Source organism: Burkholderia lata (assembly GCF_902499025.1).
GTDB lineage: Bacteria > Pseudomonadota > Gammaproteobacteria > Burkholderiales > Burkholderiaceae > Burkholderia > Burkholderia lata_C.
On record NZ_CABVPW010000015.1, the window covers coordinates 37,322 to 63,390 of the forward strand.

20 protein-coding genes are annotated in these 26,069 nt (G+C 68.1%); 11 read left to right on the top strand and 9 right to left on the bottom strand.

Annotation, left to right across the window (positions count from 1 at the left end):
• Window positions 1-73: 73 nt before the first annotated feature.
• From BDI24065_RS16840 to BDI24065_RS16855, 4 genes are all read left to right on the top strand, one after another.
• On the top strand, window positions 74-1,576 hold the full coding sequence (locus BDI24065_RS16840) for a cobyric acid synthase (RefSeq protein ID WP_175032237.1): 1,503 nt from the start codon (window positions 74-76) through the stop codon (window positions 1,574-1,576).
• Between the two features lie 82 nt (window positions 1,577-1,658).
• Window positions 1,659-1,805 carry a hypothetical protein gene (locus BDI24065_RS16845; RefSeq protein WP_164462617.1) on the top strand — a complete coding sequence of 49 codons (147 nt, stop codon included), beginning with the start codon at window positions 1,659-1,661 and terminating at the stop codon, window positions 1,803-1,805.
• Between the two features lie 149 nt (window positions 1,806-1,954).
• Complete coding sequence (locus tag BDI24065_RS16850; protein WP_175032238.1) at window positions 1,955-2,368, top strand: DoxX family protein; 414 nt, start codon at window positions 1,955-1,957, stop codon at window positions 2,366-2,368.
• 136 nt (window positions 2,369-2,504) lie between these two features.
• Window positions 2,505-3,173, top strand: a complete 669-nt coding sequence (locus BDI24065_RS16855; protein WP_175032239.1) for a ParA family protein — start codon at window positions 2,505-2,507, stop codon at window positions 3,171-3,173.
• Window positions 3,174-3,299: 126 nt separating this feature from the next.
• On the opposite strand, the gene panD is transcribed toward BDI24065_RS16855, so the two are convergent.
• The 4 genes from panD to BDI24065_RS16875 all read right to left on the bottom strand — a co-directional run bounded on the left by panD (window position 3,300) and on the right by BDI24065_RS16875 (window position 5,899).
• Complete coding sequence (panD, locus tag BDI24065_RS16860; RefSeq protein WP_039368025.1) at window positions 3,300-3,686, bottom strand: aspartate 1-decarboxylase; 387 nt, start codon at window positions 3,684-3,686, stop codon at window positions 3,300-3,302.
• A gap of 42 nt (window positions 3,687-3,728) precedes the next feature.
• Window positions 3,729-4,568 (bottom strand): pantoate--beta-alanine ligase, encoded by an 840-nt coding sequence (panC, locus tag BDI24065_RS16865; RefSeq protein WP_175032240.1) that lies wholly within the window; start codon window positions 4,566-4,568, stop codon window positions 3,729-3,731.
• A gap of 265 nt (window positions 4,569-4,833) precedes the next feature.
• Window positions 4,834-5,706, bottom strand: a complete 873-nt coding sequence (locus BDI24065_RS16870; RefSeq protein ID WP_011352890.1) for a segregation and condensation protein A — start codon at window positions 5,704-5,706, stop codon at window positions 4,834-4,836.
• Window positions 5,707-5,710: 4 nt separating this feature from the next.
• Window positions 5,711-5,899 (bottom strand): DUF3460 family protein, encoded by a 189-nt coding sequence (locus BDI24065_RS16875; protein WP_034178757.1) that lies wholly within the window; start codon window positions 5,897-5,899, stop codon window positions 5,711-5,713.
• A 266-nt stretch (window positions 5,900-6,165) separates the two neighbouring features.
• Here BDI24065_RS16875 and BDI24065_RS16880 point away from each other — a divergent pair, with 266 nt between their 5' ends.
• Window positions 6,166-7,980 carry an autotransporter assembly complex protein TamA gene (locus BDI24065_RS16880; RefSeq protein WP_175032241.1) on the top strand — a complete coding sequence of 605 codons (1,815 nt, stop codon included), beginning with the start codon at window positions 6,166-6,168 and terminating at the stop codon, window positions 7,978-7,980.
• 25 nt (window positions 7,981-8,005) lie between these two features.
• Window positions 8,006-12,088: a translocation/assembly module TamB domain-containing protein gene (locus tag BDI24065_RS16885; protein ID WP_175032242.1), complete on the top strand. Its 4,083-nt coding sequence runs from the start codon at window positions 8,006-8,008 to the stop codon at window positions 12,086-12,088.
• A gap of 57 nt (window positions 12,089-12,145) precedes the next feature.
• Here the strand turns inward: BDI24065_RS16885 and metG are convergent, their stop codons facing one another.
• Both metG and BDI24065_RS16895 read right to left on the bottom strand, forming a co-directional pair.
• Window positions 12,146-14,302, bottom strand: coding sequence for a methionine--tRNA ligase (gene metG / locus BDI24065_RS16890; protein WP_175032243.1), 2,157 nt, complete (start codon window positions 14,300-14,302; stop codon window positions 12,146-12,148).
• 375 nt (window positions 14,303-14,677) lie between these two features.
• Window positions 14,678-15,322: an OmpA family protein gene (locus tag BDI24065_RS16895; RefSeq protein WP_174967717.1), complete on the bottom strand. Its 645-nt coding sequence runs from the start codon at window positions 15,320-15,322 to the stop codon at window positions 14,678-14,680.
• Between the two features lie 351 nt (window positions 15,323-15,673).
• Here BDI24065_RS16895 and apbC point away from each other — a divergent pair, with 351 nt between their 5' ends.
• The 5 genes from apbC to BDI24065_RS16920 all read left to right on the top strand — a co-directional run bounded on the left by apbC (window position 15,674) and on the right by BDI24065_RS16920 (window position 21,317).
• Window positions 15,674-16,765 (top strand): iron-sulfur cluster carrier protein ApbC, encoded by a 1,092-nt coding sequence (gene apbC, locus BDI24065_RS16900; protein WP_175032244.1) that lies wholly within the window; start codon window positions 15,674-15,676, stop codon window positions 16,763-16,765.
• Window positions 16,766-16,898: 133 nt separating this feature from the next.
• Window positions 16,899-17,435, top strand: coding sequence for a superoxide dismutase [Cu-Zn] (sodC, locus tag BDI24065_RS16905; RefSeq protein WP_175032245.1), 537 nt, complete (start codon window positions 16,899-16,901; stop codon window positions 17,433-17,435).
• Between the two features lie 112 nt (window positions 17,436-17,547).
• The gene (gene dcd / locus BDI24065_RS16910; RefSeq protein WP_006398615.1) at window positions 17,548-18,117 is read left to right on the top strand and encodes a dCTP deaminase; all 570 of its coding nucleotides are present in this window, start codon (window positions 17,548-17,550) and stop codon (window positions 18,115-18,117) included.
• Between the two features lie 81 nt (window positions 18,118-18,198).
• The gene (locus tag BDI24065_RS16915; RefSeq protein ID WP_046544643.1) at window positions 18,199-20,478 is read left to right on the top strand and encodes an arginine/lysine/ornithine decarboxylase; all 2,280 of its coding nucleotides are present in this window, start codon (window positions 18,199-18,201) and stop codon (window positions 20,476-20,478) included.
• Window positions 20,478-21,317, top strand: a complete 840-nt coding sequence (locus BDI24065_RS16920) for a lysozyme inhibitor LprI family protein (protein ID WP_175032246.1) — start codon at window positions 20,478-20,480, stop codon at window positions 21,315-21,317. Before BDI24065_RS16915 ends, BDI24065_RS16920 begins: the two co-directional genes overlap by 1 nt.
• A gap of 88 nt (window positions 21,318-21,405) precedes the next feature.
• On the opposite strand, the gene BDI24065_RS16925 is transcribed toward BDI24065_RS16920, so the two are convergent.
• The 3 genes from BDI24065_RS16925 to BDI24065_RS16935 all read right to left on the bottom strand — a co-directional run bounded on the left by BDI24065_RS16925 (window position 21,406) and on the right by BDI24065_RS16935 (window position 25,969).
• Complete coding sequence (locus BDI24065_RS16925; protein WP_175032247.1) at window positions 21,406-22,089, bottom strand: HAD family hydrolase; 684 nt, start codon at window positions 22,087-22,089, stop codon at window positions 21,406-21,408.
• Between the two features lie 94 nt (window positions 22,090-22,183).
• A complete protein-coding gene (gene argH, locus BDI24065_RS16930) occupies window positions 22,184-23,593 on the bottom strand; it encodes an argininosuccinate lyase (RefSeq protein ID WP_175032248.1) in 1,410 nt (469 codons plus the stop codon).
• Window positions 23,594-23,683: 90 nt separating this feature from the next.
• Window positions 23,684-25,969: a fimbria/pilus outer membrane usher protein gene (locus tag BDI24065_RS16935; RefSeq protein WP_175032332.1), complete on the bottom strand. Its 2,286-nt coding sequence runs from the start codon at window positions 25,967-25,969 to the stop codon at window positions 23,684-23,686.
• Window positions 25,970-26,069 lie beyond the last annotated feature (100 nt).

The following is a 26,069-nucleotide window of genomic DNA, read 5'->3' on the forward strand; positions in this document are numbered from 1 at the left end:
GCGTGATTGTAACGGCGCGGGCATGGCGGCGCGGGGGATAATGCGGCCTTTGCTTCGCGACGACCTTTACACGATGAATGCACCCGAGCCGCGGCCGCGCGGCACGCTGATGATCCAGGGCACGACGTCCGACGCGGGCAAGAGCACGCTGGTCGCGGGCCTGTGCCGGCTCGCCCGCCGCGTCGGCGCGCGCGTTGCGCCGTTCAAGCCGCAGAACATGGCGCTCAACAGCGCGGTGACGGCCGACGGCGGCGAGATCGGCCGCGCGCAGGCGCTGCAGGCACTGGCCGCGGGCGTCGCGCCGCATACGGATTTCAACCCCGTGCTGCTGAAGCCGACGAGCGACCGCGGCGCGCAGGTGATCATTCACGGCAAGGCGCGCATGAACCTCAACGCGCGCGCTTACCACGACTACAAGCCGGTGGCGTTCGACGCGGTGCTCGAGTCGTACGCGCGCCTGCGCGCCGGCTACGACACGGTGATCGTCGAAGGCGCCGGCAGTCCGGCCGAGATCAACCTCCGCGACGGCGACATCGCGAACATGGGTTTTGCCGAACGCGTCGACTGTCCGGTCGTGCTCGTCGCCGACATCGACCGCGGCGGCGTGTTCGCGCACCTGGTCGGCACGCTCGCGTGCCTGTCGGACAGCGAGCGCGCGCGCGTGCGCGGCTTCGTGATCAACCGCTTCCGCGGCGATCTCAAATTGCTCGAACCGGGGCTCGACTGGCTGCGCGCGCAGACGGGCAAGCCGGTGTTCGGCGTGTTGCCGTACCTGCACGGGCTGCTGCTCGACGCCGAGGACATGCTGCCCGCACAGGCACGCAGCGCTGCTGCACGGGGCGACGCCGGCGTGCTGCGCGTGGTCGTGCCGGCGCTGCCGCGCATCAGCAACCACACCGATTTCGATCCGCTGCGCGCGCATCCGCAGGTGGAATTCACGTACTGGAAGAGCGGCCCCGTGCCGGACGCCGACCTGCTGATCCTGCCCGGCTCGAAGAGCGTGCAGCGCGACCTCGCCTGGCTGCGCGACGCGGGCTGGGACACGCTGATCCGTCGCCATCTGCGCTACGGCGGCAAGGTGATCGGCATCTGCGGCGGGATGCAGATGCTCGGCCGCACGCTCGACGATCCGCTCGGCCTCGAAGGCGCGCCCGGCAGCGTGCCGGGGCTCGGGCTGCTCGATTTCGACACGACGCTGCAGCCGGACAAGACGCTGAAGAACGTGACGGGGCACCTCGCGCTGCCGGGCGGGGCGGCCGTGCACGGCTACGAGATCCACATGGGTGATACGCACGGACCCGCGCTCGCGTCGCCCGCGTTGGCGCTGGCAGCCGATGCCGCGCAGGACGGTGCACGCCCGGACGGCGCGGTGTCCGACGACGGCCGGATCCTCGCGACCTACGTGCACGGGCTGTTCGACTCGCCCGACGCCTGCACGGCGCTACTCGCGTGGGCCGGGCTCGACGGCGCGGAACGGATCGACTATCCGGCATTGCGCGAGGCATCGCTCGAGCGGCTCGCCGACACGTTCGCCGACCATCTCGACCTCGACGCGCTGTACGCCGAATTTCGTTGATGCGCCGGCTCTCGGCCCTCGCTTTTTCCGCCTGATCGCGTACAACAGAGGAGGGCGGATGTCCGCCCGGAGGAGTGCGGCGATGAAGGCTCGATGGTGGTTGAGCGTGCTGCTCGCGGCGCTGCTGGGCGCGTCGGCGGTTGCGCACGCGTGCGATTCGTACGGATCGAGCGGCAGCCAGCCCGGTTCCGGCGACGCCACACAAGGGAAGAGCGGTTACGGTTACTGATGCATGGTGAGGGGCGCGATCGGTCGTGCCCCTTTTTACATCTCAATTAACTCCATACAGGAATCAGTTAAAGCGAATTGGCGCGTTTATCGGTTGAATCGATTCGAATAGAGTGCAGTCCATTCACATCACTCACGAAGGAATTCGCCATGAATCCCAATCGCCTCAACGATTTCGCCGCGACGCTGCTGCGCGTCGCGCTCGGCGTGCTGTACCTCGCGCACGTCGCACAGAAGGTGTTCGTCTTCACGCTGCCCGGCACCGCGCAGTTCTTTGCATCGATCGGCCTGCCGGGCTGGCTCGCATACCTGACGACGTTCGTCGAACTGGCCGGCGGTCTTGCGCTGCTCGTGGGCTTCCGTGTGCGCGTGGCCGCGCTCGTGCTGCTGCCGTTCATGCTCGGCGCGACCGCCGCGCATCTGCCGAACGGCTGGAGCTTCGCGTCGCCGAACGGCGGCTGGGAATATCCGGCGTTCTGGGCCGTCACGCTTGCCGTGCAGGCGCTACTGGGCGGCGGCGCGTTCGCGCTCGGCGCGCGGGACGCCGCGATTGAGCGTGCGTAAGGGGTAAGTAAGCGTTCCCGGGGCGGCGCAACCCGTTCCGGTGATACCCCGTTTGCCGATATCATCGCTCCCTGTATCCGCAATCGAGCGGCGCCTGCCATGCGGCGGGCGCCGCGCGGCTTTTTCGGGGGAATTCATGACGGTGATCGTGGTGGCGAATCCGAAGGGCGGCGTGGGGAAGAGCACGCTGTCCACCAATCTTGCCGGCTTTTTCGCGGCGCAGGGCGCGTGGGTCGCGCTCGCCGACCTGGACCGGCAGCAGTCCGCGCATGCGTGGCTCGACCTGCGGCCGGCCGGATTGCCGCCGATCGAGGCATGGGAGCTCGATCCGGACGCGCCGACGAAGCCGCCGCGCGGCCTCGAATATGCGGTGATCGATACGCCGGCCGGCCTGCACGGCAACCGGCTCAACGTCGCGCTGCAGCTGGCCGACAAGGTGATCGTGCCGCTGCAGCCGTCGATGTTCGATATTCTGGCCACGCAGCAGTTTCTGGAGCGCCTCGCCGGCGAGAAGGCCGTGCGCAAGGGCAACGTCGAGGTCGGGATCGTCGGGATGCGGGTCGATGCGCGCACGCGCTCGTCCGACCAGCTTCACCGGTTCGTCGAAGGGCTCGGCCTGCCGGTGCTCGGCTACGTGCGCGACACGCAGAATTACGTGCAGATCGCCGCGCACGGGCTCACGCTGTGGGACGTTGCGAAGAGCCGGGTCGAGAAGGATCTCGAACAGTGGCGGCCGATCGTCGAATGGGCCGAACGCCGGGCGCCGAAGGCGGAAAAAACGGAGAAGGCCGCCAAGGCGTCCTGATCGCGCGGCCGCCGGGGCGGCGCACGATGAAATGAGAAAGGGCCGGATGCCGTCGAGTACGGAATCCGGCCCTTCGACCGCAAGCGGCTACGCCCGCGCGCCACGGCACGCGGGGCGCCGTTCAGGTCAGGTCCAGTTTTGCGTCGGCACGTGATCGCGGTGGCCCTTGATCTTGTTGCCGTCGTCGATGAACACGAGCTTCGGTTTCCAGCCGGCCTGCAGTTCGGCTTCGTCGACCATCGCGAAGGCCGCGATGATCACGAGGTCGCCGAGCTGCGCGCGACGCGCGGCCGAGCCGTTCAGCGAGATCATCCCGCTGCCGCGCTCGCCCTTGATCGCGTACGTCGAGAAGCGCTCGCCGTTGTTGATGTTCCAGATGTCGATCCGTTCGTTCTCGATGATGCCCGATGCTTCGAGCAGGTCTTCGTCGATCGCGCACGAGCCTTCGTAGTGCAGCTCGCAGTGCGTGACGGCCGCGCGGTGGATCTTCGATTTGAGCATGTGGCGCTGCATGGTGTCTCCGTGATGCGTGAGAGGCGCGGGCGGGGCGGCCCGTCAGATTTCCAGGTTATCGATGAGGCGCGTCGCACCGAGCTTCGCGGCCGCGACGACGACGAGCGGTTCGCCGGCTTCGAGCTCGGCTGCATTCGGCGCGATCAGGTTCGCGCGGCGGCGGATCGAGATGTAGTCGGGCGCCCAGCCGCGGCCGGCCAGGTGCGTGCGGGCCATTTCCTCGAGCTTGCCGAGGTCGCGCTCGCCGCCGAGCACGCCTTCGCGCATGCGCTGCAGCGTCTTCGCGAGTTCGGGCGCTTCCTTCCGCTGGTCGGCCGACAGGTAGCGATTGCGCGACGACAACGCGAGGCCGTCCTCGTCGCGCACGGTTTCGGCGGCGACGATGTCGACCGGCAGCGCGAGCTGCTGGCACATGCGGCGCACGATCATCAGCTGCTGGTAGTCCTTCTTGCCGAACACGGCGACGCGCGGCTGCACGCAGGCCATCAGCTTCGCCACGACCGTGCACACGCCGGTGAAGAAGCCGGGCCGGAATTCACCTTCGAGGATCCCGCCGAGATCGTCCGGCGGCAGCACGCGGTATTCCTGCGGTTCCGGGTACATGTCGCGCTCGGTCGGCGCGAACAGCACGTAGACGTTTTCCTTCTGCAGCTTCTCGATATCGTCCTGGAGCGTGCGCGGATACTTGTCGAAATCCTCGTTCGGGCCGAATTGCAGCCGGTTGACGAAGATGCTCGCCACGACCGGGTCGCCGTGCTGGCGCGCGAGGCGCATCAGCGACAGGTGCCCTTCGTGCAGGTTGCCCATCGTCGGCACGAACGCCGTGCGGTTCTGTCCGCGCAGCTGGTCGCGCAGTTCATGGATCGAGCTGATGACTTTCATGATCGGGTAGCGGGTTCCTCGCGCTGGCGCGCGTTGGCGCCGCAGCAGCGGCGTCGGGGTCGAAGCGGAGAACGCCGGCGCGCGGGCGGCGCATCGGGCGTCGGCGGATTGTAGAGGATTTGGCTGCCAAACGCATCGAAAAAAGTACGATCGTTCACTTTTTAACCGGGCGTGCCGGCAACGGCTCGCCCGGCCGCGCGGGGGCGCGGTGAAGCGGCGAGTGTGCCGGGATGAATCGGGAGAACGGAAAGGGCGGGCGCTGGGGTTACGCGGGCAGGTACGCGAGGCGCACGTAGATCGGCGCGAACGGCTCGGCCTGTGTGATCTCGAGGAGCGATTCGCGCGCGAGTTCGAGCATCGCGATGAAATTCACGACGACGACCGGCACGCCGCGCGACGTGTCGAACAGCTCGGCGAATTCCATGAAGCGCGCGTTCTGCAGCCGGCGCAGGATCAGGCTCATGTGTTCGCGCACCGACAACTCCTCGCGGGAGATCTTGTGGTGTTGCACGAGCTTCGCACGCTTGAGCACGTCGGCCCATGCGGCGCGCAGGTCGTCCGAATTCACGTCAGGGAAGCGCGGCGTGACGCTCTGCTCGATGTAGACCTCGGCGCGCAGGAAGTCGCGGCCGAGCTGCGGCAACTGGTCGAGCCGTTGCGCGGCGAGTTTCATCTGCTCGTACTCGAGCAGGCGGCGTACGAGTTCGGCGCGCGGATCCTCGGCTTCCTCGCCGGTGTCGGCCTTCTTGACCGGCAGCAGCATCCGCGACTTGATCTCGATCAGCATCGCGGCCATCAGCAGGTACTCGGCCGCGAGCTCGAGGTTCGACGTGCGGATCTGGTCGACGTAGCCCAGATATTGCGCGGTGACCTGCGCCATCGGGATATCGAGCACGTTGAAGTTCTGCTTGCGGATCAGGTAGAGCAGCAGGTCGAGCGGGCCTTCGAAGGTCTCGAGGAAGATCTCGAGCGCATCGGGCGGGATGTAGAGATCCTGCGGCAGCTTGAAGAGCGGCTCGCCGTACAGGCGAGCGAATGCCGCGACACCGTCGACCGTGTCGGGCGTCGAATCGGCGCCCGCGGGCGCGGCGATCGCGTCGTCCTGCCGGGCGGCGCTGGCCTCGTCAGCGGCGCTCACGTCGTCAGAAGTTCTGGTAGTAGACGTACGACGTTTGCTTCACGCGCGATTCCTGTTGGTCGGCGCGCTCTTCGAGGTCGATCGGCTGCTTGTCCCACAGCAGGGAACGGCCCTTGCGCTGCTCTTCCTCGAGCGTCGGCTTCTGCTGCTTGAGCTGGTTCAGGAACTGCGTGACATCGGACTGGTACGGCATGGCTGGATTTTCCGTTTCGGGCGGCGCACGATGCGCCGGATTCACGATGGCGGGATTTTACCGCATCGCGGGAACGGCCGGCGGCAATCGCGCGTCGAATCCGCGGGCTGGCGTGCAGCCGGCACCCGGGAGCGCGCCGTCAGGCATGACGTTGCGGCCACGCTCGCTCGCGCCGCGGTTTACAAACATTAAGATTTGACGCCGGCGCCCTGTGGTCAAATACAGGGTTTTCCACAAAACCGTGACAACCGAGGGCGAGGTCATATTTGGCGGGGCAGTCGAACCAGCAAGCACACACGGCACATGACGCGGGCCCGCGCGTGGAACGCAATCGCGCCGGCGCCGCGGCCCGCGCCGCGCGGGTGACGCTCGCGGGCTGCCTGGCCGCGTGCTTCGCGTTGCCGGCCCACGCGAAGTACGACGTCGACATCGACGCGCCGCGCTCGGTTCGCAAGCTGCTCAAGTCGCATCTCGATATCGCGCGCTTCGCGAAGCGCGACGACATCAGCGACGACCAGTTCGACTTCCTCGTCACCGCCACGCCGCAGCAGGTGCGCGACTTGACCGCGACGGCCGGCTATTTCTCGCCGGTCGTGCGCACCGACGTGCGCACGCGCGACGGCAAGCGCGACGTGCGCATCGCGGTCGATCCGGGGAAGCAGACGATCGTGTCGAGCGTCGATCTGACGTTTAAGGGGCCCATCGACACCGAGGATCCGAAGCAGGAAGCCGCGACCCGTTTCGCGTTTTCGCTGAAGCCGGGTGACCCGTTCACGCAGTCCGACTGGGACGGCGCGAAGGGCGCGGCGCTCAAGCAGCTGCAGGCGCGCCGCTATCTCGGCGGGAAGATCGCGTCGTCGGAAGCGCGCATCGACCCGCGCACGCAGCGCGCGATGCTCGCGGTCACGTTCGATAGCGGCCCGACGTTCACGATCGGCAAGGTCGATGTCGACGGCGTGCGGCGCTATCCGGAAAAGATCGTCACGAACGTCAATCCGCTGTCGGAAGGCGAGATCTACGACGTGCAGCGGATCACCGAATTGCAGCGGCAGTTGCAGAACACGCCGTACTACGCGAGCGTCGCGATCGACGTCGGCGACGATACGGCGAAGCCCGAGCGCACGCCCGTGCACGTGAAGGTCAGCGAGTTCCCGTACAACAACATCCGTGGCGGCGTCGGCTTTGCCACCGATACCGGGCCGCACGTGCAGGGCTCCTATACGTATCTCGACACGTTCGGCGCCGCGTGGCCGCTGACCGTGTCGGGCCGGCTCGACCAGATCCAGCAATACGGACAGGTCCAGCTGTCGATGCCGCCGGGCGAGAAGGGCTGGACCAACAGCGTGCTCGCGTCGTATACAAACACCAACGTGTCGGACACGCGCATCTACAGCGCGCGGATCGGCGCGCAGCGCACACGCACCGGCCAGTTCATCGACTATTCGTATTCGCTGATGTTCTACCAGGACCGGCTCGACCAGAACGGCGCCGGACCGACCACGAGCCGCGCGCTCGTGCCGCAATGGGCATGGACGCGCCGCAACGTCGACGATCCGCTGTTCCCGCGCTCGGGCAACCTGATCCACGCGGAGGCCGGCTTCGCGGTCAAGGGCGTGCTGACCGACCAATCGTTCGTCCGCGGCTACGCGCGCGGCCAGCAGTACCTGCCGATCGGCAAGCGCGACCTGTTCGTGTTTCGCGCGGAGCTCGGCGGCGTGTTCACGAGCGGCAGCTCGACCGGCGTGCCGGCGTCGCTGCTGTTCCGCGCGGGCGGCTCGAACTCGGTGCGTGGCTACGGCTACCAGAGCATCGGTAACAGCGTCGACGGCTCCGTGCTGCCGACCAAGTACCTGATGACGGGCACCGCCGAATACCAGCACTGGTTCAACCGCGACTGGGGTGCCGCGACGTTCTTCGACATCGGCACCGCCACCGATGCGTGGGGCGAGCGCGTGTTCTACCCGGGTGTCGGCATCGGCGCGCGCTGGCGCAGCCCCGTCGGCCCGATCAACGTCGACGTCGCGTACGGGTTGCGCAACCATAGCGTGCGCCCGTACCTGACGCTCGGCATCGCTTTCTGACCGTACCGCTTCATCGACAAACCGCATGACGAAGGACCCGAACGACACGCCGCCGCCTCACGATCCGGACTCGCCCGACGGCGCGCCCGACGCGCCGCCGCGCGCGCCGCGCCGCGGGCCCGTCGCGCGCATCGGGCGGTTCGTCGCGTGGACGCTCGCGACGGTCGTGCTGCTCGTCGTGCTGGCGGTCGGGCTCGTGCTGGCCGCGGTGACGACCGAGCACGGCACGCGGCTTGCGTGGCAGGTGGCCGAGCGCGTGCTCGGCGCGCGGCTCGCAGGCACGCTCGACGGCGGCTCGCTCGCGACCGGCGTGCGGTTGCGCGGGTTCGCGTGGACGAGCCCCGACGGCACCGGCACCGAAATCCGTATCGACCGGCTCGACGGCCGCTGGGCGCTGACCCGCGCGCCGTGGCGGCTGTCCATCGCGTATCTTCGCGCCGGCACGATCGACGTGCGGATCCCGCCGGGGCCGTCGACGCCGAGTACGACGCCGCAGGACCTGAGCCTGCCGCTGCAGTTGCGGATCGACGACCTGCGCGTGGATCGCCTCGCGATCCACGACGGCGGCTCGACGACCCAGCTCGACCATCTCGCGCTGAACGGCCGCAGCGACGGCCGCCACCATGAACTCGTGCTCGACGGCGTCGATACACCGTACGGCGCGCTGACCGCACGCGCGAAGCTCGACGGCGTGAAGCCGTTCGCGCTGACGGGTGAAGCCACTTATGCGGGCAAGCTGTCCGACGAGCCGGTCGACGCGCGTGCTCGCGTGTCGGGCTCGCTCGAGGCGCTCGTCGCGGAAGTCGACGCAAGCGGGATGAAGCTGAACGGGCGCGCGCACGTCGAGGCCGCACCGTTCGGCGCGGTGCCGCTCACGCGCGCGTCGCTCGCGTTCGATCACGTGAACCCGCAGGCGCTCGCGCCCGGCGCGCCGGCCGCCGATCTCGCGGTGCGCGCGGAACTCGCGCCCGTGACCGCGCCGGCCGGGGTCGAGCCCGCGAAGGGGTTCGCGGTGACGGGCCCGGTGTCGATCGTCAACGCGAAGCCCGGCACGCTCGGCGACCACCTGCTGCCGGTGATCGACGCGCACGCGAATGTGCATCTCGACGCGCACGCGCAGCGGATCGACGATCTTGCGCTGAAGCTGATCCGCGACGGCAGCGTGACGGGCAACGGCACGCTGGCGGGCGGCAAGGGCCGTTTCGACCTGAAGGTCGCGAACCTCGACCTGAACGCGTTCGTCGCCGAGCTGCGGCCGATGCGCCTCGGTGGCCCGCTCGGCGTGACGCTCGCGGGTGACGTCACGACCGTCGATTTCAACCTGAACGATCCGAAGCTCGCGCTTGGCGCACGCGCGAAGGTTGCGCTGACGTCGCAGCAGACCGTGCTGACCGACACGCGCGTGACGGCGGGCAAGGGCCGCATCGACCTGACCGGCGTGTTCCGCCACGATGCGCATTCGAGCTACGACGCGAAGGCGACGCTGACCGCATTCGATCCGTTGCTGCTCGCCGCGATGAGCGCGCCGAAGGCGGGAGGCGGCAAGGCGCCCGCCAAGGCCGTGAAAGCGTCGGCCCCGCGCGGCGAGACGCGCGTGTCGGGCACGCTGACGGCGTCGGGCGCGTTTGCGCCGCAGGTGTCGACGAAGGCGACCTTCAAGCTCGGCGACAGTTTGTACGACGGCGTGCCGCTGACCGGCGCCGGCGTCGTGCAGCTCGCCGGCTCGCGCATTTTGCCGAGCAACGCGACCCTGTCGATCGCGGGCAATCATGTCGACCTGCGCGGCAGCTTCGGCGCGCCGGGCGACCGGCTGCGCTTCGTCGTCGACGCGCCGCAGCTCGACCGGCTCGGTTTCGGCGTGGAAGGGCTCGTGCAGGCACAGGGCGACCTGACCGGCAGCTTCGCGCACCCGAACGTGACGGCCACCTACAAGGCCGAGCACGTCGTCGTCGGCTCGAACCGGATCGGTACTGCACAGGGCCGCGCGGACATCCGCGACGGCGCGCACGGCGCGCTCGTGTTCACGGCCGACGCGTCCGACATCGCGCTCGGCTCGCTGAAACTGAAATCGCTGCGCGCGAACCTCGACGGCACGCGCGCGAAGCACACGCTCGACGCATCGGCGCTCGGGATGGCCGGCGGCCGCGTGATCGACGTGACGCTCGCGGCGAACGGCGGCGTGGTCGAGAACCGCGACGGGATGCGCTGGGACGGCACCGTCACGCGTCTCGCGAACCGCGGCACCCCGGCCATCGCGCTGCAGTCGCCGTTGACCGTGTCGGCCGGTGCCGGCCGCGTGACGCTCGGCGCGACGCGGCTCACGCTCGAAGGCGCGGCGATCGACCTGAAATCGTTCGTGTTCGATCACGGCCAGATGCGCTCGGCGGGCTCCGTGAGCGGTGCGTCGGTCGCGCGTTTCCTGGAGGTTCGCCAGGAGCTGACGGGCCAGAGGCCGCCGGTACGGACCGACGTCGTGCTCGATGCCGACTGGGATTTCTCGCTCGGCGCGAACGCGACAGGCTACGTGCAGGTGAAGCGCCGCGGCGGCGACGTGACGATCGAAAGCGGGCGCGGCATCGCCTCGCTGGGGCTGACCGACCTGTCCGCGCGCGCGAACTTCACGCCCGGCAACCGGCTCAACGTGACGGCAGTCGCGAAGGCGAACCGGATCGGCACGCTCGATGCGAACGTCATCGTGCCGTTCGCGCTGCGCGACGGCATGTTCGGCGTGGTCGACGATGGCCCGCTGTCGGGCCGCATCGACGCCGACATCCCGGCGCTGAAGACGACCGGCAACCTGTTCGGGCCGAGCTACCTGCTCGGCGGGCGGGCGGCGCTGAAGCTGACGGTCGCGGGCACGCCGGTGAAGCCGAAGCTGTCGGGGATGCTGACGGGCGATGACCTGTCCGCGACGCTCATCGACCAGGGCGTGCAGCTGAAGGACGGCATCGTGCGCATCAAGCTGTCGGAAAACCTCGTCGAATTCCAGCAGGTCGAGTTCCACGGCGGCGACGGTACGCTGCGCATGCTCGGCCGCGTGCGTCTCGATGGCGAGGCGCCCGACCTGACCGCGAGCATTGTCGCGGACAAGCTCGAACTGTTCGCGGCGCCGGATCGCAAGCTGTCGCTGTCGGGCAAGGCGACGGTCGCGAACGACGGGCCGCGCGGCGCGCTGTCCATCGACGGCAAGTTCGTCGTCGACCGCGCCTTGTTCGACCTGCCCGAGGAATCGGCACCGCACCTGTCGGACGATGTGGTGATCGTGGAGCCGGGCGGCACGGTGCGCGGCGAGACGCCGACCGGCACCGCGGTCGCGAAGCCGAAGCCGGCCGAGGACAAGCCGGCGCCGTCGCTCGCGCCGCGCGCGAACATCGACATCGGCCTCGGCAACAACTTCCGCTTCAAGGGCCACGGCGCGGATCTCGGGCTGCGCGGCACGATCACCGTGATGAGCGCGCCGGGCGTGCCGCTGCGCGCGGTCGGCAACGTGCGCGTGACCGAAGGATCGACGTACACGTCGTTCGGCCGCAAGCTCGCGATCGAGAACGGCTTCTTCACGTTCAACGGCCCCGTGTCGAACCCGGGCGTCAACATCCTCGCGATGCGGCGCAACCAGGAGGTCGAGGCCGGCGTGCAGGTGACGGGCACGATCCAGTCGCTGACGGTCAAGCTCGTGTCGGAGCCGAACGTCACGGACAACGAAAAGCTGTCGTGGCTGCTGTTCGGGCACGGCACCGACCAGGGCAACAACGTCGGCCAGCAGGGGGCGATGACGGCAGCGCTCGGGCTGCTCGGCAGCGTAACCGGCAAGCGCGTCGCGCAGACCTTCGGTCTCGACGAGGTCTCGGTCGGCCGCAGCGAAGTCGGCCTGACCGATCCGCAGGTCGTGCTCGTGTCGAAGGCGATCAACGAGCGGTTCGTGCTCGGCTTCGAGCAGGGGCTGCAGTCGGCGAGCAACGCGTTCAAGGCGACGATCAACCTGACGCGCTTCTGGTCGGTGTCCGCGTACGGCGGCACGTTCCAGGGCGTCGACCTGAACTACACGCGGCGCTTCGACCGGTGGTTCAGCAGTGACGGCGGGCGGGCGCGGCGCGCCGAGCAGCCATGAAAAAAGCCCCGCACGAATCGAGCGGGGCTTTTTTTCGCAAGCGGCGGGGCGCCTGGCTTACTTCACGCGCATGCCGGGCTTCGCGCCGCTGTGCGGCTCAAGGATGTAGAGGCCCGGTTCGGCCTTCTCGTCGGTGGCCGATGCGGCGAGCACCATCCCTTCGGACAGGCCGAACTTCATCTTGCGCGGCGCGAGGTTCGCGACCATCACGGTCAGCTTGCCGACGAGCTGCTCGGGCTGATACGCGGACTTGATGCCCGAGAACACGTTGCGGGTCTTCTCCTCGCCGACGTCGAGCGTGAGCTGCAGCAGCTTGTCCGAACCCTCGACGGCCTGGCACGCGACGATCTTCGCGATGCGCAGGTCGATCTTCGCGAAATCGTCGATCGAGATCGGTGCGTCGTCCGCGCCGTTCACGACCGCCTGCTTCGCGTTCGCCTTCGCGTTGTTCTTCGCATCCTTCGCGGCGTTCGCGCTCGCGACAGCCGCGCCGGTGGCTTCGGCCTGCAGCGAATCGCGGTTCGCGGCGAGCAGCGCTTCGATCTGCTTCGGGTCGACACGCGTCATCAGGTGCTGGTACGCCTTGATCGGCTGTTCCGACGACAGCGGCTTCGCGGCATCGGCCCAGGCGAGCGGCGCGATCCCGAAGAACGACTCGACGGCTTCGGCGACACGCGGCATCACCGGCTTCAGCGCGAGCGACAGCAGGCGGAACGATTCGAGGCTCACGCTGCAGGTTTCGTGCAGCGCGACCGCGTTGGCCGGATCCTTCGCGAGATCCCACGGCTTCGCGCCGTCGACGTACGCGTTCACTTCGTCCGCGAGCTCCATCGTGTGGCGCAGCGCACGGCTGTATTCGCGCGCTTCGTAGTTCGCGGCGATCTGCGGAATCGCGTCACGCAGCTTCGCGACGAGCGGATGGTTCATCGCGCTGTCCTGCACGCGGCCGTCGAAGCGCTTGATCAGGAAGCCCGCGGCGCGGCTCGCGATGTTCACGTACTTGCCGACGAGGTCGCTGTTCACGCGCGCCTGGAAGTCGTCGAGGTTCAGGTCGATGTCTTCCATCGTCGCGTTCAGCTTCGCGGCGAAGTAGTAGCGCAGCCATTCGGGGTTCAGGCCCGTGTCGATGTAGCTCTGCGCGGTGATGAACGTGCCGCGCGACTTCGACATCTTCGCGCCGTCGACCGTCAGGAACCCGTGCGCGAACACGTTGGTCGGCGTGCGGTGGCCCGAGAACTCGAGCATCGCGGGCCAGAACAGCGTGTGGAAGTACAGGATGTCCTTGCCGATGAAGTGATACTGCTCGGTGGTCGAGCCCGGGCGGACCCACGCATCGAAGTCGATGCCGTTGCGCTCGCACAGGTTCTTGAAGCTCGCGTAGTAGCCGACCGGCGCGTCGAGCCACACGTAGAAATACTTGCCGGGCGCGCCCGGAATCTCGAAGCCGAAATACGGCGCGTCACGCGAGATGTCCCAGTCGGCGAGCTTGGCCTCGCCGGCGTCGCCGAGCCATTCGCGCATCTTGTTGGTCGCTTCGGGCTGCGCGAGGCCGCTCACCCATTCGCGCAGGAACGTTTCGCAGCGCGGGTCGGACAGGCGGAAGAAGTAGTGCTTCGACGTCTTGCGCACCGGCGTCGCGCCCGACACGACCGAGTACGGGTTCAGCAGTTCGGTCGGCAGGTAGGTCGAGCCGCACACTTCGCAGTTGTCGCCGTACTGGTCCTTCGCGTGGCACTTCGGGCATTCGCCCTTGATGAAGCGGTCCGGCAGGAACATTTCCTTGACGGGATCGTACGCCTGCTCGATCTCGCGCTCGGCGATGAAGCCGGCGTCCTGCAGCGCGACGTAGATCTTCTCGCTCAGTACGCGGTTCTCGTCCGAATCGGTCGAATAGAAGTTGTCGAACGACACGCCGAAGCTGTCGAAGTCGCGCTTGTGCTCGATCCACACGCGATCGATCAGCTGCTTCGGGGTCAGGCCTTCCTTCTCCGCGCGCAGCATGATCGGCGTGCCGTGCGTATCGTCGGCACCGATGTAGTAGACCTCATGGCCATGCATTCGCAGCGTCCGCACCCAGATGTCGGTCTGGATGTACTCGACCAGGTGGCCGATGTGGATCTGCCCGTTGGCATAGGGCAGTGCGGACGTAACGAGGATCTGGCGGCCACCTTGCGGCGCCGCAGCCTGCACGGAAGTGAGGTCGGATGCGGACATAGGGTCTGTAGAGGACGGCGGAAAAACGACGGGAAACTGCGATTCTAGCAGGGGCGCGCGCCAGCGACGCGGGCAGGCGCCGTCGACCGGGCGCCGAAACGGGCGGAGCCGCGCAAGCGGCGTGCCCGACGGTGATGTGCTGCGACGCAGCACGAATTCTGCGGGCAAAAAAAACCGGGGCGGATACGGCCCCGGAGCAACAACGACAAGAGGAGAATGGTGACGCGCCGGCAACACCAGCCGCGTACCGTAAATACTGACCACGGCCTGCGACAGAAGTTCGAAAATATTTTCGATTTGTTACCGGCTCCGCCGGCAACCTTGCCCGGCGGGGCTGCGCGGGCAGCGTGCCCGCGCCTTCCCCTCGTCGTGCGCTTACTGCGCCTGCGCTGCGCGCAGGTAGATTTCGACGCGGCGGTTCTGTGCGCGGCCGGCTTCGGTCGCGTTGTCCGCGATCGGGTTCGATGCGCCCATACCTTGCGCCGACAGGCGGCCGGCGTTCACGCCGCGCTGCGCGAGTGCGTTCACGACGCTCTGCGCGCGGTTCTGCGACAGCGTCTGGTTCAGCTGCGCCGAGCCCGTGCTGTCCGTGTAGCCGACGATCGATGCCGTCACTTGCGGGTTCTGGCTCAGCGTCGAGGCCAGGTCGTTCAGCAGCGGCGTGAAGGCCGGCGTGATCGCGTACTGGTTCGTCGCGAAGGTCACTGCGCTCGGCACGTTCAGCTTCAGCGAGCCGTCCGGCTGCTCGGTCACTTGCGTACCCGTCTGCGCTGCCGACGGCGCGAGCTTGTTCTTGATCGCCTGCCAGTTGTAACCCGTCACGCCGCCGACCAGTGCGCCGACGCCCGCGCCGATCGCCGCGCCCTTGCCGCCGCCTGCCAGCGCGCCGATGCCCGCGCCCAGCGCCGCACCCGTGCCGGTACCGACGGCCGTGTTGTTGCCTTGCTGCGTGGCGCAGCCTGCCAGCAGTGCGCCGGCCAATGCGAAGACGGACAAGCGGGTCGCGATTTTCATGTTCATCTTGGATTCCTCTCTTGGTTGAACGAGTCGACAACGACGACAACAACAGTTACGGCTCCCTGCGCGGGCCGCCCGAACAAGAGGGGCAGGCCTGCGCTCGCGGCAGCCGCCGAGGTGGCCGCATGCCCTGTCCGTCAGCGTGGCTGTTGGGACAGTGCGACGCGTCAGCCTCTACAATATAGGCGGTAAGTGGCCGATTTGGCCCCATAGCATGCCGCACGCGAAGAGTGCGCCGGGTCGCGCGTTCGCGCAATGGCGTGCAACAGATTCTTTCACTTTTCCCGATTTTCGCAGCGTAATTTGATATTTTTTGACGTTTGCGCGCGAGAAAAACGTTTTCACGGAGTTTCGATGAGCATTGACCGGGCACAAGTCGACGCCGCTTTGGCGGCTGTCGTCGACCCCAATACCGGCCGTCCGTATGCGGCGAACAAGGGCGTGCGCAACGTCGCGATCGACGGCGACGTCGTGGCGCTCGACGTGGTGCTCGGTTATCCCGCGCGCAGCCAGCACGACGACGTGCGCGCGCGCATCACCGCAGCGCTGCAGGCGGTGGCCGGCGTGCGCGACGCGCGCGTCGCCGTGTCGCAGGACATCGTCGCGCACACGGTGCAGCGTGGCGTGAAACTGCTGCCGAACGTGAAGAACATCGTGGCGGTCGCGTCGGGCAAGGGCGGTGTCGGCAAGAGCACGACGGCCGTCAACCTCGCGCTCGCACTGGCCGCGGAAGGCGCGTCGGTCGGGATCCTCGACGCCGACATCTACGGTCCGTCGCTGCCGACGATGCTCGGCATCCACGGCCAGCGTCCCGAGTCGCCCGACAACCAGTCGATGAACCCGCTCGTCGGCCACGGACTGCAGGCGAACTCGATCGGCTTCCTGATCGAGGAAGACAACCCGATGGTGTGGCGCGGCCCGATGGCGACCTCCGCGCTCGAGCAGTTGCTGCGCCAGACCAACTGGCGCGAGCTCGACTACCTGATCGTCGACATGCCGCCCGGCACCGGCGACATCCAGCTGACGCTCGCGCAGCGCGTGCCCGTCACGGGTGCGGTGATCGTCACGACGCCGCAGGACATCGCGCTGCTCGACGCGAAGAAGGGCCTGAAGATGTTCGAGAAGGTCGGGATCCCGATCCTCGGCATCGTCGAGAACATGAGCATCCATATCTGCTCGAACTGCGGCCACGAAGAGCACATCTTCGGCGCCGGCGGGGCCGAGCGGATGGCGAAGGACTACGGCGTGAACGTGCTCGGCAGCCTGCCGCTCGACATCGCGATCCGCGAGCGGGCCGACAGCGGCACGCCGACGGTCGCGGCGGATCCGGACGGCGCGCTGGCGCGTCGCTACCGCGAGATCGCGCGCGGCGTGGCGCTGGCAATTGCCGAGCGATCGCGCGACATGACGTCGAAGTTCCCGTCGATCGTTGTTCAAAATACGTAAAACCCTTGCGGGGCGGGGCCTCACGCTGTTTACGGCGCCGCGAGGCGCGGTATCATGGCGACTTTTCCCGGGTCCCTTTACCCGCCCGGCGCGGCCGTCGTGTCAAACGGCCGCCAGCCGGCATGAGGATCGAATGAAACAACGACATCACGGCGTGCGCGCCGGCCGCGTGCGGTGCGCGCTGCTGGCCGCCGCCGCGCTGGGCCTGCTGGCCGGCTGCACCTCCTTTTCCTCGTCGCACGAAAAACGGGCCGATGCACAACTGCAGCCGACGGTCGGCTCGCAGGCGCGCGGCGCGGTGACGTTCGTCGAGCGTCCGGACGGCGTGCAGGTCACCTACAACCTGGCCGGCCTGCCGCCGAACAGCGATCACGCCTTGCAGGTACACGAACGCGGCGACTGCAACGCGGGCGACGGCTCGAGCGCCGGCCAGGTGTTCGCGCCGGCGGCCGACCGGTTGCGCGCGGGCGCCCGCGTCGCCGGCGATCTCGGCAACATCCATGCGGATGCGAACGGCGTCGCGGCCGGCTTCATCGTCGCGCCCGATCTGGCCCTCGACGGTGTGCGCTCGGCGATGAACCGCGCGGTGCTGGTGCACCGCGAACCGAGCGATCCCGCGTTTCCGCAGCATGGCGCGGGCCCCGCGCTCGCCTGCGGCGTGATCCGTTGACGGCCGTCGCGTGCGTAGGCCGATGATCGCGTAAAATGTCGGCCTTTCCCCGGCCGCCGTCCTGAATGGCGGCCTTCGTTTCCCGTCACGCAGCGTTTCCTGGCGCCCCGATATGAGTATCAAGTCCGACAAATGGATTCGGCGCATGGCCGAAGAGCACAAGATGATCGAGCCGTTCGTGCCCGATCAGGTTCGCGCGTCCGAGGACGGCCGCCGGATCGTCAGCTACGGCACGTCGAGCTACGGCTACGACATCCGCTGCGCGGACGAATTCAAGATCTTCACGAACATCAACTCGACGATCGTCGATCCGAAGAACTTCGACGAGGGTTCGTTTGTCGATTTCAAGGGCGACGTGTGCATCATCCCGCCGAACTCGTTCGCGCTGGCCCGCACCGTCGAATATTTCCGCATCCCGCGCACCGTGCTGACCGTCTGCCTCGGCAAGTCGACCTATGCGCGCTGCGGGATCATCGTCAACGTGACGCCGTTCGAACCCGAGTGGGAAGGCTACGTCACGCTGGAATTCTCGAACACCACGCCGCTGCCCGCGAAGATCTACGCGAACGAAGGCGTCGCGCAGGTGCTCTTCTTCGAGAGCGACGAAGTGTGCGACGTGTCGTATGCCGATCGCGGCGGCAAGTATCAGGGGCAGCGTGGTGTCACGCTGCCGAAAACCTGATCTGGTTGCATAACGTCTCACCAGTTTCCGGGTGACCGCTGCGCGTGACGCGCCGCGGTCGTTCTTTTTGGAGAATCGCCCATGAAGTTTCGTTTCCCCGTCGTCATCATCGACGAAGATTTCCGCTCCGAGAACATTTCGGGCTCCGGCATCCGGGCGTTGGCCGAAGCGATCGAGAAGGAGGGCGTCGAAGTCCTCGGCCTCACGAGCTACGGTGATCTGACGTCGTTCGCGCAGCAGTCGAGCCGCGCGTCGTGCTTCATCCTGTCGATCGACGACGACGAACTCATGCTCGGCGAAACCGGCCAGGACGGCGAACTGCCCGAGCTGGCGACCGCGATCATCGAGTTGCGCGCGTTCGTCACCGAAGTGCGCCGCCGCAACGCGGACATCCCGATCTTCCTGTACGGCGAGACGCGCACGTCGCGCCACCTGCCGAACGACATCCTGCGCGAGCTGCACGGCTTCATCCACATGTTCGAGGACACACCGGAGTTCGTCGCGCGCCACATCATCCGCGAGGCGAAGGTCTATCTCGACTCGCTCGCGCCGCCGTTCTTCAAGGAACTCGTCAAGTACGCGGACGAAGGCTCGTACTCGTGGCACTGCCCGGGCCACTCGGGCGGCGTCGCGTTCCTGAAGAACCCGCTCGGCCAGATGTTCCACCAGTTCTTCGGCGAGAACATGCTGCGCGCGGACGTCTGCAACGCAGTGGACGAACTCGGCCAGCTGCTCGACCACACGGGCCCGGTCGCGGCGTCCGAGCGCAACGCGGCGCGCATCTTCAGCGCGGACCACCTGTTCTTCGTGACCAACGGCACGTCGACGTCGAACAAGATCGTCTGGCATGCGACGGTCGCGCCGGGCGACATCGTGCTGGTCGACCGCAACTGCCACAAGTCGATCCTGCACGCGATCACGATGACGGGCGCGATTCCCGTGTTCCTGACGCCGACGCGCAACCATTTCGGCATCATCGGGCCGATCCCGCGCGACGAATTCAAGCCGGAGAACATCCGCAAGAAGATCGAGGCGAACCCGTTCGCGCGCGAAGCGATGCGCGAGAACCCGGACCTGAAGCCGCGGATCCTGACGATCACGCAGAGCACGTACGACGGCGTCGTCTACAACGTCGAGATGATCAAGGACCTGCTCGGCGACCTGCTCGACACGCTGCATTTCGACGAAGCGTGGCTGCCGCACGCGACGTTCCACGACTTCTACCGCGACATGCACGCAATCGGCGACGGCCGTCCGCGCACGGGCGCGCTGGTGTTCGCGACGCACTCGACGCACAAGCTGCTCGCAGGCATCTCGCAGGCATCGCAGATCGTCGTGCAGGATTCGGAGAACCGCACGTTCGACAAGCACCGCTTCAACGAGGCGTACCTGATGCACACGTCGACGAGCCCGCAGTACGCGATCATCGCGTCGTGCGACGTCGCGGCGGCAATGATGGAGCCGCCGGGCGGCACCGCGCTCGTCGAGGAATCGATCGCCGAGGCGATCGACTTCCGCCGCGCGATGCGCAAGGTCGACGCCGAATACGGCGACGACTGGTTCTTCAGCGTGTGGGGCCCGGACAACCTGTCCGAAGAAGGCATCGGTTCGCGCGAAGACTGGATGCTGAAGCCGAACGACCACTGGCACGGCTTCGGCCCGCTGGCGGAAGGCTTCAACATGCTCGACCCGATCAAGGCGACGATCATCACGCCGGGGCTCGACGTCGACGGCGAGTTCGGCGAGACCGGCATTCCGGCCGCGATCGTCACGAAGTACCTGGCCGAGCACGGGATCATCGTCGAGAAGACCGGCCTGTACTCGTTCTTCATCATGTTCACGATCGGCATCACGAAGGGCCGCTGGAACTCGATGGTCACCGAGCTGCAGCAGTTCAAGGACGACTACGACAACAACCAGCCGCTGTGGCGCGTGCTGCCGGAATTCGTCGCGCAGCATCCGCGCTACGAGCGTGTCGGCCTGCGCGACCTGTGCACGCAGATCCACGACGTGTACCGCGCGAACGACATCGCCCGCCTGACGACGGAGATGTACCTGTCGGACATGGAACCGGCGATGAAGCCGTCGGACGCGTTCGCGAAGCTCGCGCACCGCAAGATCGACCGCGTGCCGCTCGACGAGCTCGAAGGCCGCGTGACGAGCATCCTGCTCACGCCGTACCCGCCGGGCATTCCGCTGCTGATCCCGGGCGAGCGTTTCAACAAGACGATCGTGAACTACCTGCGGTTCGCGCGCGACTTCAACGAACGCTTCCCGGGCTTCCACACCGACATCCACGGCCTCGTCGCGGAAGAGGTGAACGGCCGCGTCGAGTACTTCGTCGACTGCGTGCGCGACTGATGGCGACGCACGGACGAATCCAGGCGATGCGCGCGGCGGTGGCCGCGCTCGTCGTCTGGGCGGCAGGGTCGGCAGGGCTGGCGGGAGTCGGGGTCGCGCACGCGGAAGTCGCGGCGGCCGACCCGATCGACGTCGCGATGCGGCAATGCCTCGCGCGGCGCGACCGGTCCTCGCCGGCCGGCCAGATCCAGTGCATGGGCGAAGCGCAGCAGCAGTGGCAGGCCGTGATGGACGGCGCGTACCAGCGCCTGTTGAAGGATGCGCCCGCCGACGCGAAGCGCGGCTGGCAGGACAGCCAGCGCCATTGGCTCACGTGGCGCAAGGACGAAGTGCATCTGCTGAAGGCCGTGTACGACACCACGCGCGGCACGTCGTACGCGATGTCGAGTGCCGACCTGCAGCTGCAGCCCGTGCGCGATCGCGCGCTGGCGTTGCGCAGCGCGGCCGATCGCTATGCGCCGCCGCCCGCCGCGGTGCCGGTCGCGGCCACGAGCGGCGCGCAGGGTGGCCCGAGTGATGCCCCGAGCGCGGCCCAGGGGGCGGCCAAACCGAACGGCAAGCCGGCGAACGCGCCGCGCGATCCGGCCGTGCGCCGCGTGCGGCCGTGCGAACAGGACGCCGCGTGCGAACACGCGCTGTTCGACCTGAACCGCTATTACCAGAAGCTGCGCCGCAAGATGCCCGCGCATTCGGCCGCGACGCTCGTCCGCGCCCAGCGCGCGTGGGTCGGGTTCCGCGATGCGACGGCGCCGCTCGTCGGCGAAGACGGCCGTGTCGACCTGATCGGCGCGCGCATCGCGACGATGAAGCGGCTGTCGGAAACGGCCGGCAACAAGTAAGCGCAATTGCGATGCCGATGGTTCGGCGACACGGCAAAAAGCAAAACGGGCACCCGAAGGTGCCCGTTTTTCATTTGGCGGCAGCGATTCATGCGGGCCGTTGCGTATCGTGCCCGCCGAACCAGGACGGCACGAGCGCGACCGCATCGTCGAGCGAGGCGAGCACGTGCAGGCTCAGCGCGACGATTTCGGGCGTCGGCGCCTTCAGGTCGGGCACGGTGACGACCGATGCGCCCGCGCCGGCGGCCGATTGCGCCCCGAAGTCGCTGTCCTCGAACGCGACGCATGCGTGGGCCGGCACGCCGAGGCGCTCGGCCGCGAGCCGGTACACGGCCGGGTCGGGCTTGCCGCGTGCGACTTCGTCGCCGCCCGCGATCGCGCGGAAGAACGGCAGCACGCCGACCGCGTCGAGGCGCGCGCGGATCACGTCGCACGCGGACGACGATGCGACCGCGCACGGAATGCCGGCCTGCGCGAGCGCATCGAGCAGCGCGAACGCGCCGGGCTTCAGCGGAAACTTCGGATGCGGTTCGGGCGCCGCGAGCTGCTCGCGCACGCGGGTGCGCACCGCGTCGAACGTATCGGGGTTGCCGATCAGACGTGTGAGGATGACCTGGCCTTCGGCGAACGAGCGGCCGACGATCTGCAGGTAGTCGGTGGGCGTCAGCGTGACGCCGTGCGCATTCGACACGTCGATCCACGTGTTCATGATGGTCCGCTCGGAATCGACGAGCAGGCCGTCCATGTCGAAGAGTGCGGCGGAAAAGGTCATCGGCGGCATTCGGGAAGCAGGGGAGGCGATGGGCGGCGCGACGGCCGCCCGAATAAAAAACGGACGCCGAAGGCGTCCGTCCGGAACAGCGGGCTTACTGGCCGAGCGCGGCGCGCGCAGCCTTGACCGCCGCACGCACCTGGTCGGGCGCGGTACCGCCCGGGTGGTTGCGGCTCGCGACCGAGCCTTCGAGCGTCAGGTAGCCGAACACGTCGTCGCCGATCAGGTGCGCGACGTTCGGCAGTTCCTGCTTCATCTCGTCGAGCGTCAGGTCGGCCAGGTCGATGCCGCGGTCGTCGCAGATCTTCACGGCGTGCGCGACCGCTTCGTGCGCATCGCGGAACGGCAGGCCGCGCTTCACCAGGTAGTCGGCGAGGTCGGTGGCGGTCGAGAAGCCCTGCAGCGCGGCCGCGCGCATCGCGTCCGGCTTTACGGTGATGCCGGCCACCATTTCGGCGAAGATCCGCAGCGTGTCGGCGACGGTGTCGACCGTGTCGAACAGCGGTTCCTTGTCTTCCTGGTTGTCCTTGTTGTACGCGAGCGGCTGGCCCTTCATCAGCGTCAGCAGCGCCATCAGGTGGCCGTTTACGCGGCCCGTCTTGCCGCGCGCGAGCTCGGGCACGTCCGGATTCTTCTTCTGCGGCATGATCGAGCTGCCGGTGCAGAAGCGGTCGGCGATGTCGATGAAGCCGACGCGCGGGCTCATCCACAGCACGAGTTCTTCGGAGAAGCGCGATACGTGCGTCATCACGAGTGCCGAAGCCGCCGTGAATTCGATCGCGAAGTCGCGATCCGACACCGCGTCGAGCGAATTCGCGCAGATGCCTTCGAAGCCGAGCGTCTTCGCGACGGCGTGACGGTCGATCGGGTAGCTCGTGCCCGCGAGCGCGGCTGCGCCGAGCGGCAGGCGGTTCACGCGGGTGCGGCAGTCGCGCATGCGCTCCGCGTCACGCGAGAACATCTCGACGTACGCGAGCAGGTGGTGGCCGAACGTGACGGGCTGCGCGACCTGCAGGTGCGTGAAACCCGGCATGATCGTGTCGGCGTTCTGTTCCGCGAGGTCGAGCAGCGCGCCGCGCAGGTCGTTCAGCAGGCCGCCGATGCGGTCGATCTCGCCGCGCAGCCACAGGCGGATGTCGGTCGCGACCTGGTCGTTGCGCGAGCGGCCCGTGTGCAGGCGCTTGCCGGCATCGCCGATCAGCGCGGTCAGGCGCGCCTCGATGTTCAGGTGGACGTCTTCCAGGTCGAGCTGCCATTCGAATTCGCCGCGCTCGATTTCACCCTTGATCTGCGTCATCCCGCGTTCGATCGCGGCCAGGTCGTCGGCGCTGATGATCTTCTGCGCGGCGAGCATGTTCGCGTGCGCGAGCGAGCCGGCGATGTCGACGAGCGCGAGGCGCTTGTCGAAAAATACCGACGACGTGTAGCGCTTGACCAGCTCGGACATCGGTTCCGAGAAGCGGGCCGACCAGGCCTCGCCCTTTTTGTGCAGTTGGGACGTCATGGCGAATCTTCGAAGGATGTTGGGCGGCGTGCGCCGCGAGGGAATCGGGCGATTTTAGCACTCGCCGGCCCGCCGCCCGGCGCACGGCGCTCATTTCAGGTCGCAGGTCAGCGGCCCGATGGTCGGCAGCGTGCCGTCGGCCGGGTGGACATACGGGAACGCGACGCCGCAGCGCCGGCCGCCGCCGTCGATCTCCAGATGATTGAGCGGGCCGAGGTCGGTGACGAACGTGAGGCCGTCATAGCCGACGATCGTCGTGCCGCCGGTCTCGACCTGACGCACCCGCAGGCCGGCCGGCAGCGGTGCGCCTGCCGCGTCGCGCAGCAGTACCGATGCGGCGGCCTCGCGGGTGATCGAGAAGTGCGCGAGCACGCCCGAGCGGGCCTGCGGGACGACGTTCTGTACGGTATCGGAGAGGCGCGTGTCGATCGGCAGCGTCATGCTGTCGATGCCGATCCGGTTGTTCTGGTACGCATTGAGATCCGGAATCAGGAAATGGCCGCTGCGATCGGTGGCGCCGATCGGGCGGTTTTCGTGCAGCACCGGCACGCCGGGCGTGGCGTCGGTCGACACGAGTGCGAAGCCGTCGTCGATGCGACGCGACAGCAGCGCGCGACCGTCCATCAGCACGAGCGCGCCGGTGACGTCGAGCGACGCGGCGCGCTGCCCGCCGATCGTCTGCGCGAGCGCGGTGACCTGGCCCGCGCGGCCGAGGTACTGCGCCTGCGCCTGCGCGTAGCGCAGGTCGCCCGCGTGCCCCGCCTGGACGGCCCATCCGGCGCCGCCGTCGTAGTCGGGCGGGCGGTTTGCGTTGACGCTGTAGATCGTCTCGCCGTTCTGCCGGCCGACGTTCGCATTCAGCGATACGTTGTGGCCGAGCCCGACGTTAAGGCTCACGAACGCACCGCGCGTACCGTGCCGGCGGAAATCCTGGAACGCGTTGACGGTGAGCGACGCGAGGCCGCCCAGGCTCAGCGAGTAGGCGATCGAGCCGATCTGTGACGGCGGCGCGCCAGGATAGCGCAGGCCGATGTAGTTGAGCGCGAGCGACTGCGCGCGGATGAACGGCAGCGTCAGCGTCACGCGGTCGCTGACCGTCGGAACGGGCGTGCCGTCGCGCGCGGCGAGGTCGCCGTAGCGGCCGGCCGTGCGCAGCGTTTGCGCGTCGATCGAGAAGCGCGGCGAAATCAGCTGATAGCCGAGCCCGACCTGGGTGCCCGCGAGCCGTCCGGCGCTGCCCGCGAGCGACGCGCTCACGACGCCCGCCATGCCGAGCCGCGCGAACGCGCCGGCGCCTGCGTTGTAAAGGCCGCCTGTCGCCTCTGCGTGTGCCTCGACGGTCAGCGCGTCGCTGACACCGTAGCGCGCGGTCGCGCTCGCGGCGGCGCGCGGATCGTAGTCGAACGAGCTCAGCCCGTACGCGCGCCGCAGGAAGCCGGCCTCGACCGAATAGGCGGCGAGCCCTGGCGCGAGCAGCCGGGTGTCGATATAGAGCGGCAGCGACGTCGCGATCGTTCGGCCGAGCGCGTCGCGCGTGACGACGGTCGCGCTGCCGGCGCCGGTGATGCCCGGAACGCTGTTGATCACGAACGGCCCGCTCGGCACGTCGCCGCTGAACTGGCGCACGCTGTTCACGTACACGTCGACCGATGTCGGCACGACGGCGGAACCGGGCAGCGCGGGCACCGGGAACGTCACGAGATCGGGGCGCAGCGCGAAGTTGCTGCGCCATTGCACGCCGCCGATCCGTAGCGAACGGGTCCACGCGAGCGACGTCGAGATCGTGTCGCCGAGCTGGGTCGTCGTGAGCGTATTCGGGTCAGACCGGCTCCACGACGTGTCGTAGCGCAGGTAGCGATGCTGGTCGCGGTAGAACGACGCGACGCCCGTGGTGCTGAACACGCCCGTGGGGTCGAAGTAGCGTACCTCACTCCACAGCGAGATGGGGGTGTGTTCGGTCGACTGCGCATAGAGGTCGTAGTTCAGCACGAAGCCGCGCCCGGCGGTCGCGGGCGGGGTCGGCGGGAGGGCGCGGGTGTCGAGCCGGTGCGGCGTGAGCAGCGCATCCGGCACACGCAGGTCGACCGTCTGGCGCGTGACGTCGTACCGGTATGTGACGCCCGGCAGCGTGTCCAGTGCGACGCGTGCAGGATTGGCCGTGGGGGCGTTCGATGCCGCGATGCCGAGATCGCGGAGATCCGCCGGACTCGCGAGCAGCCTGCCGTCGCGTTCGATGAAATGCGCGATCAGGTGCAGCGGCGCGCCATTCAGTGTGACGTCGAGGTACAGGTCGGCCGCCGCGCCGGGGGCCCGCGCAGCCGTGAGGACGCGCGCAGGCGCATCCTGCGCGTGAGCGGGTGCGCCGCCCGCGAGCATGAGCAGCGCGGCCCAGGCAAGCGGCAACGCGACGACGCGTCCGGCGCGCCCGCGGCGCGTCGAGCGAGGCGCGGGACGGGGCGTCGGCACGGTCGGGCTG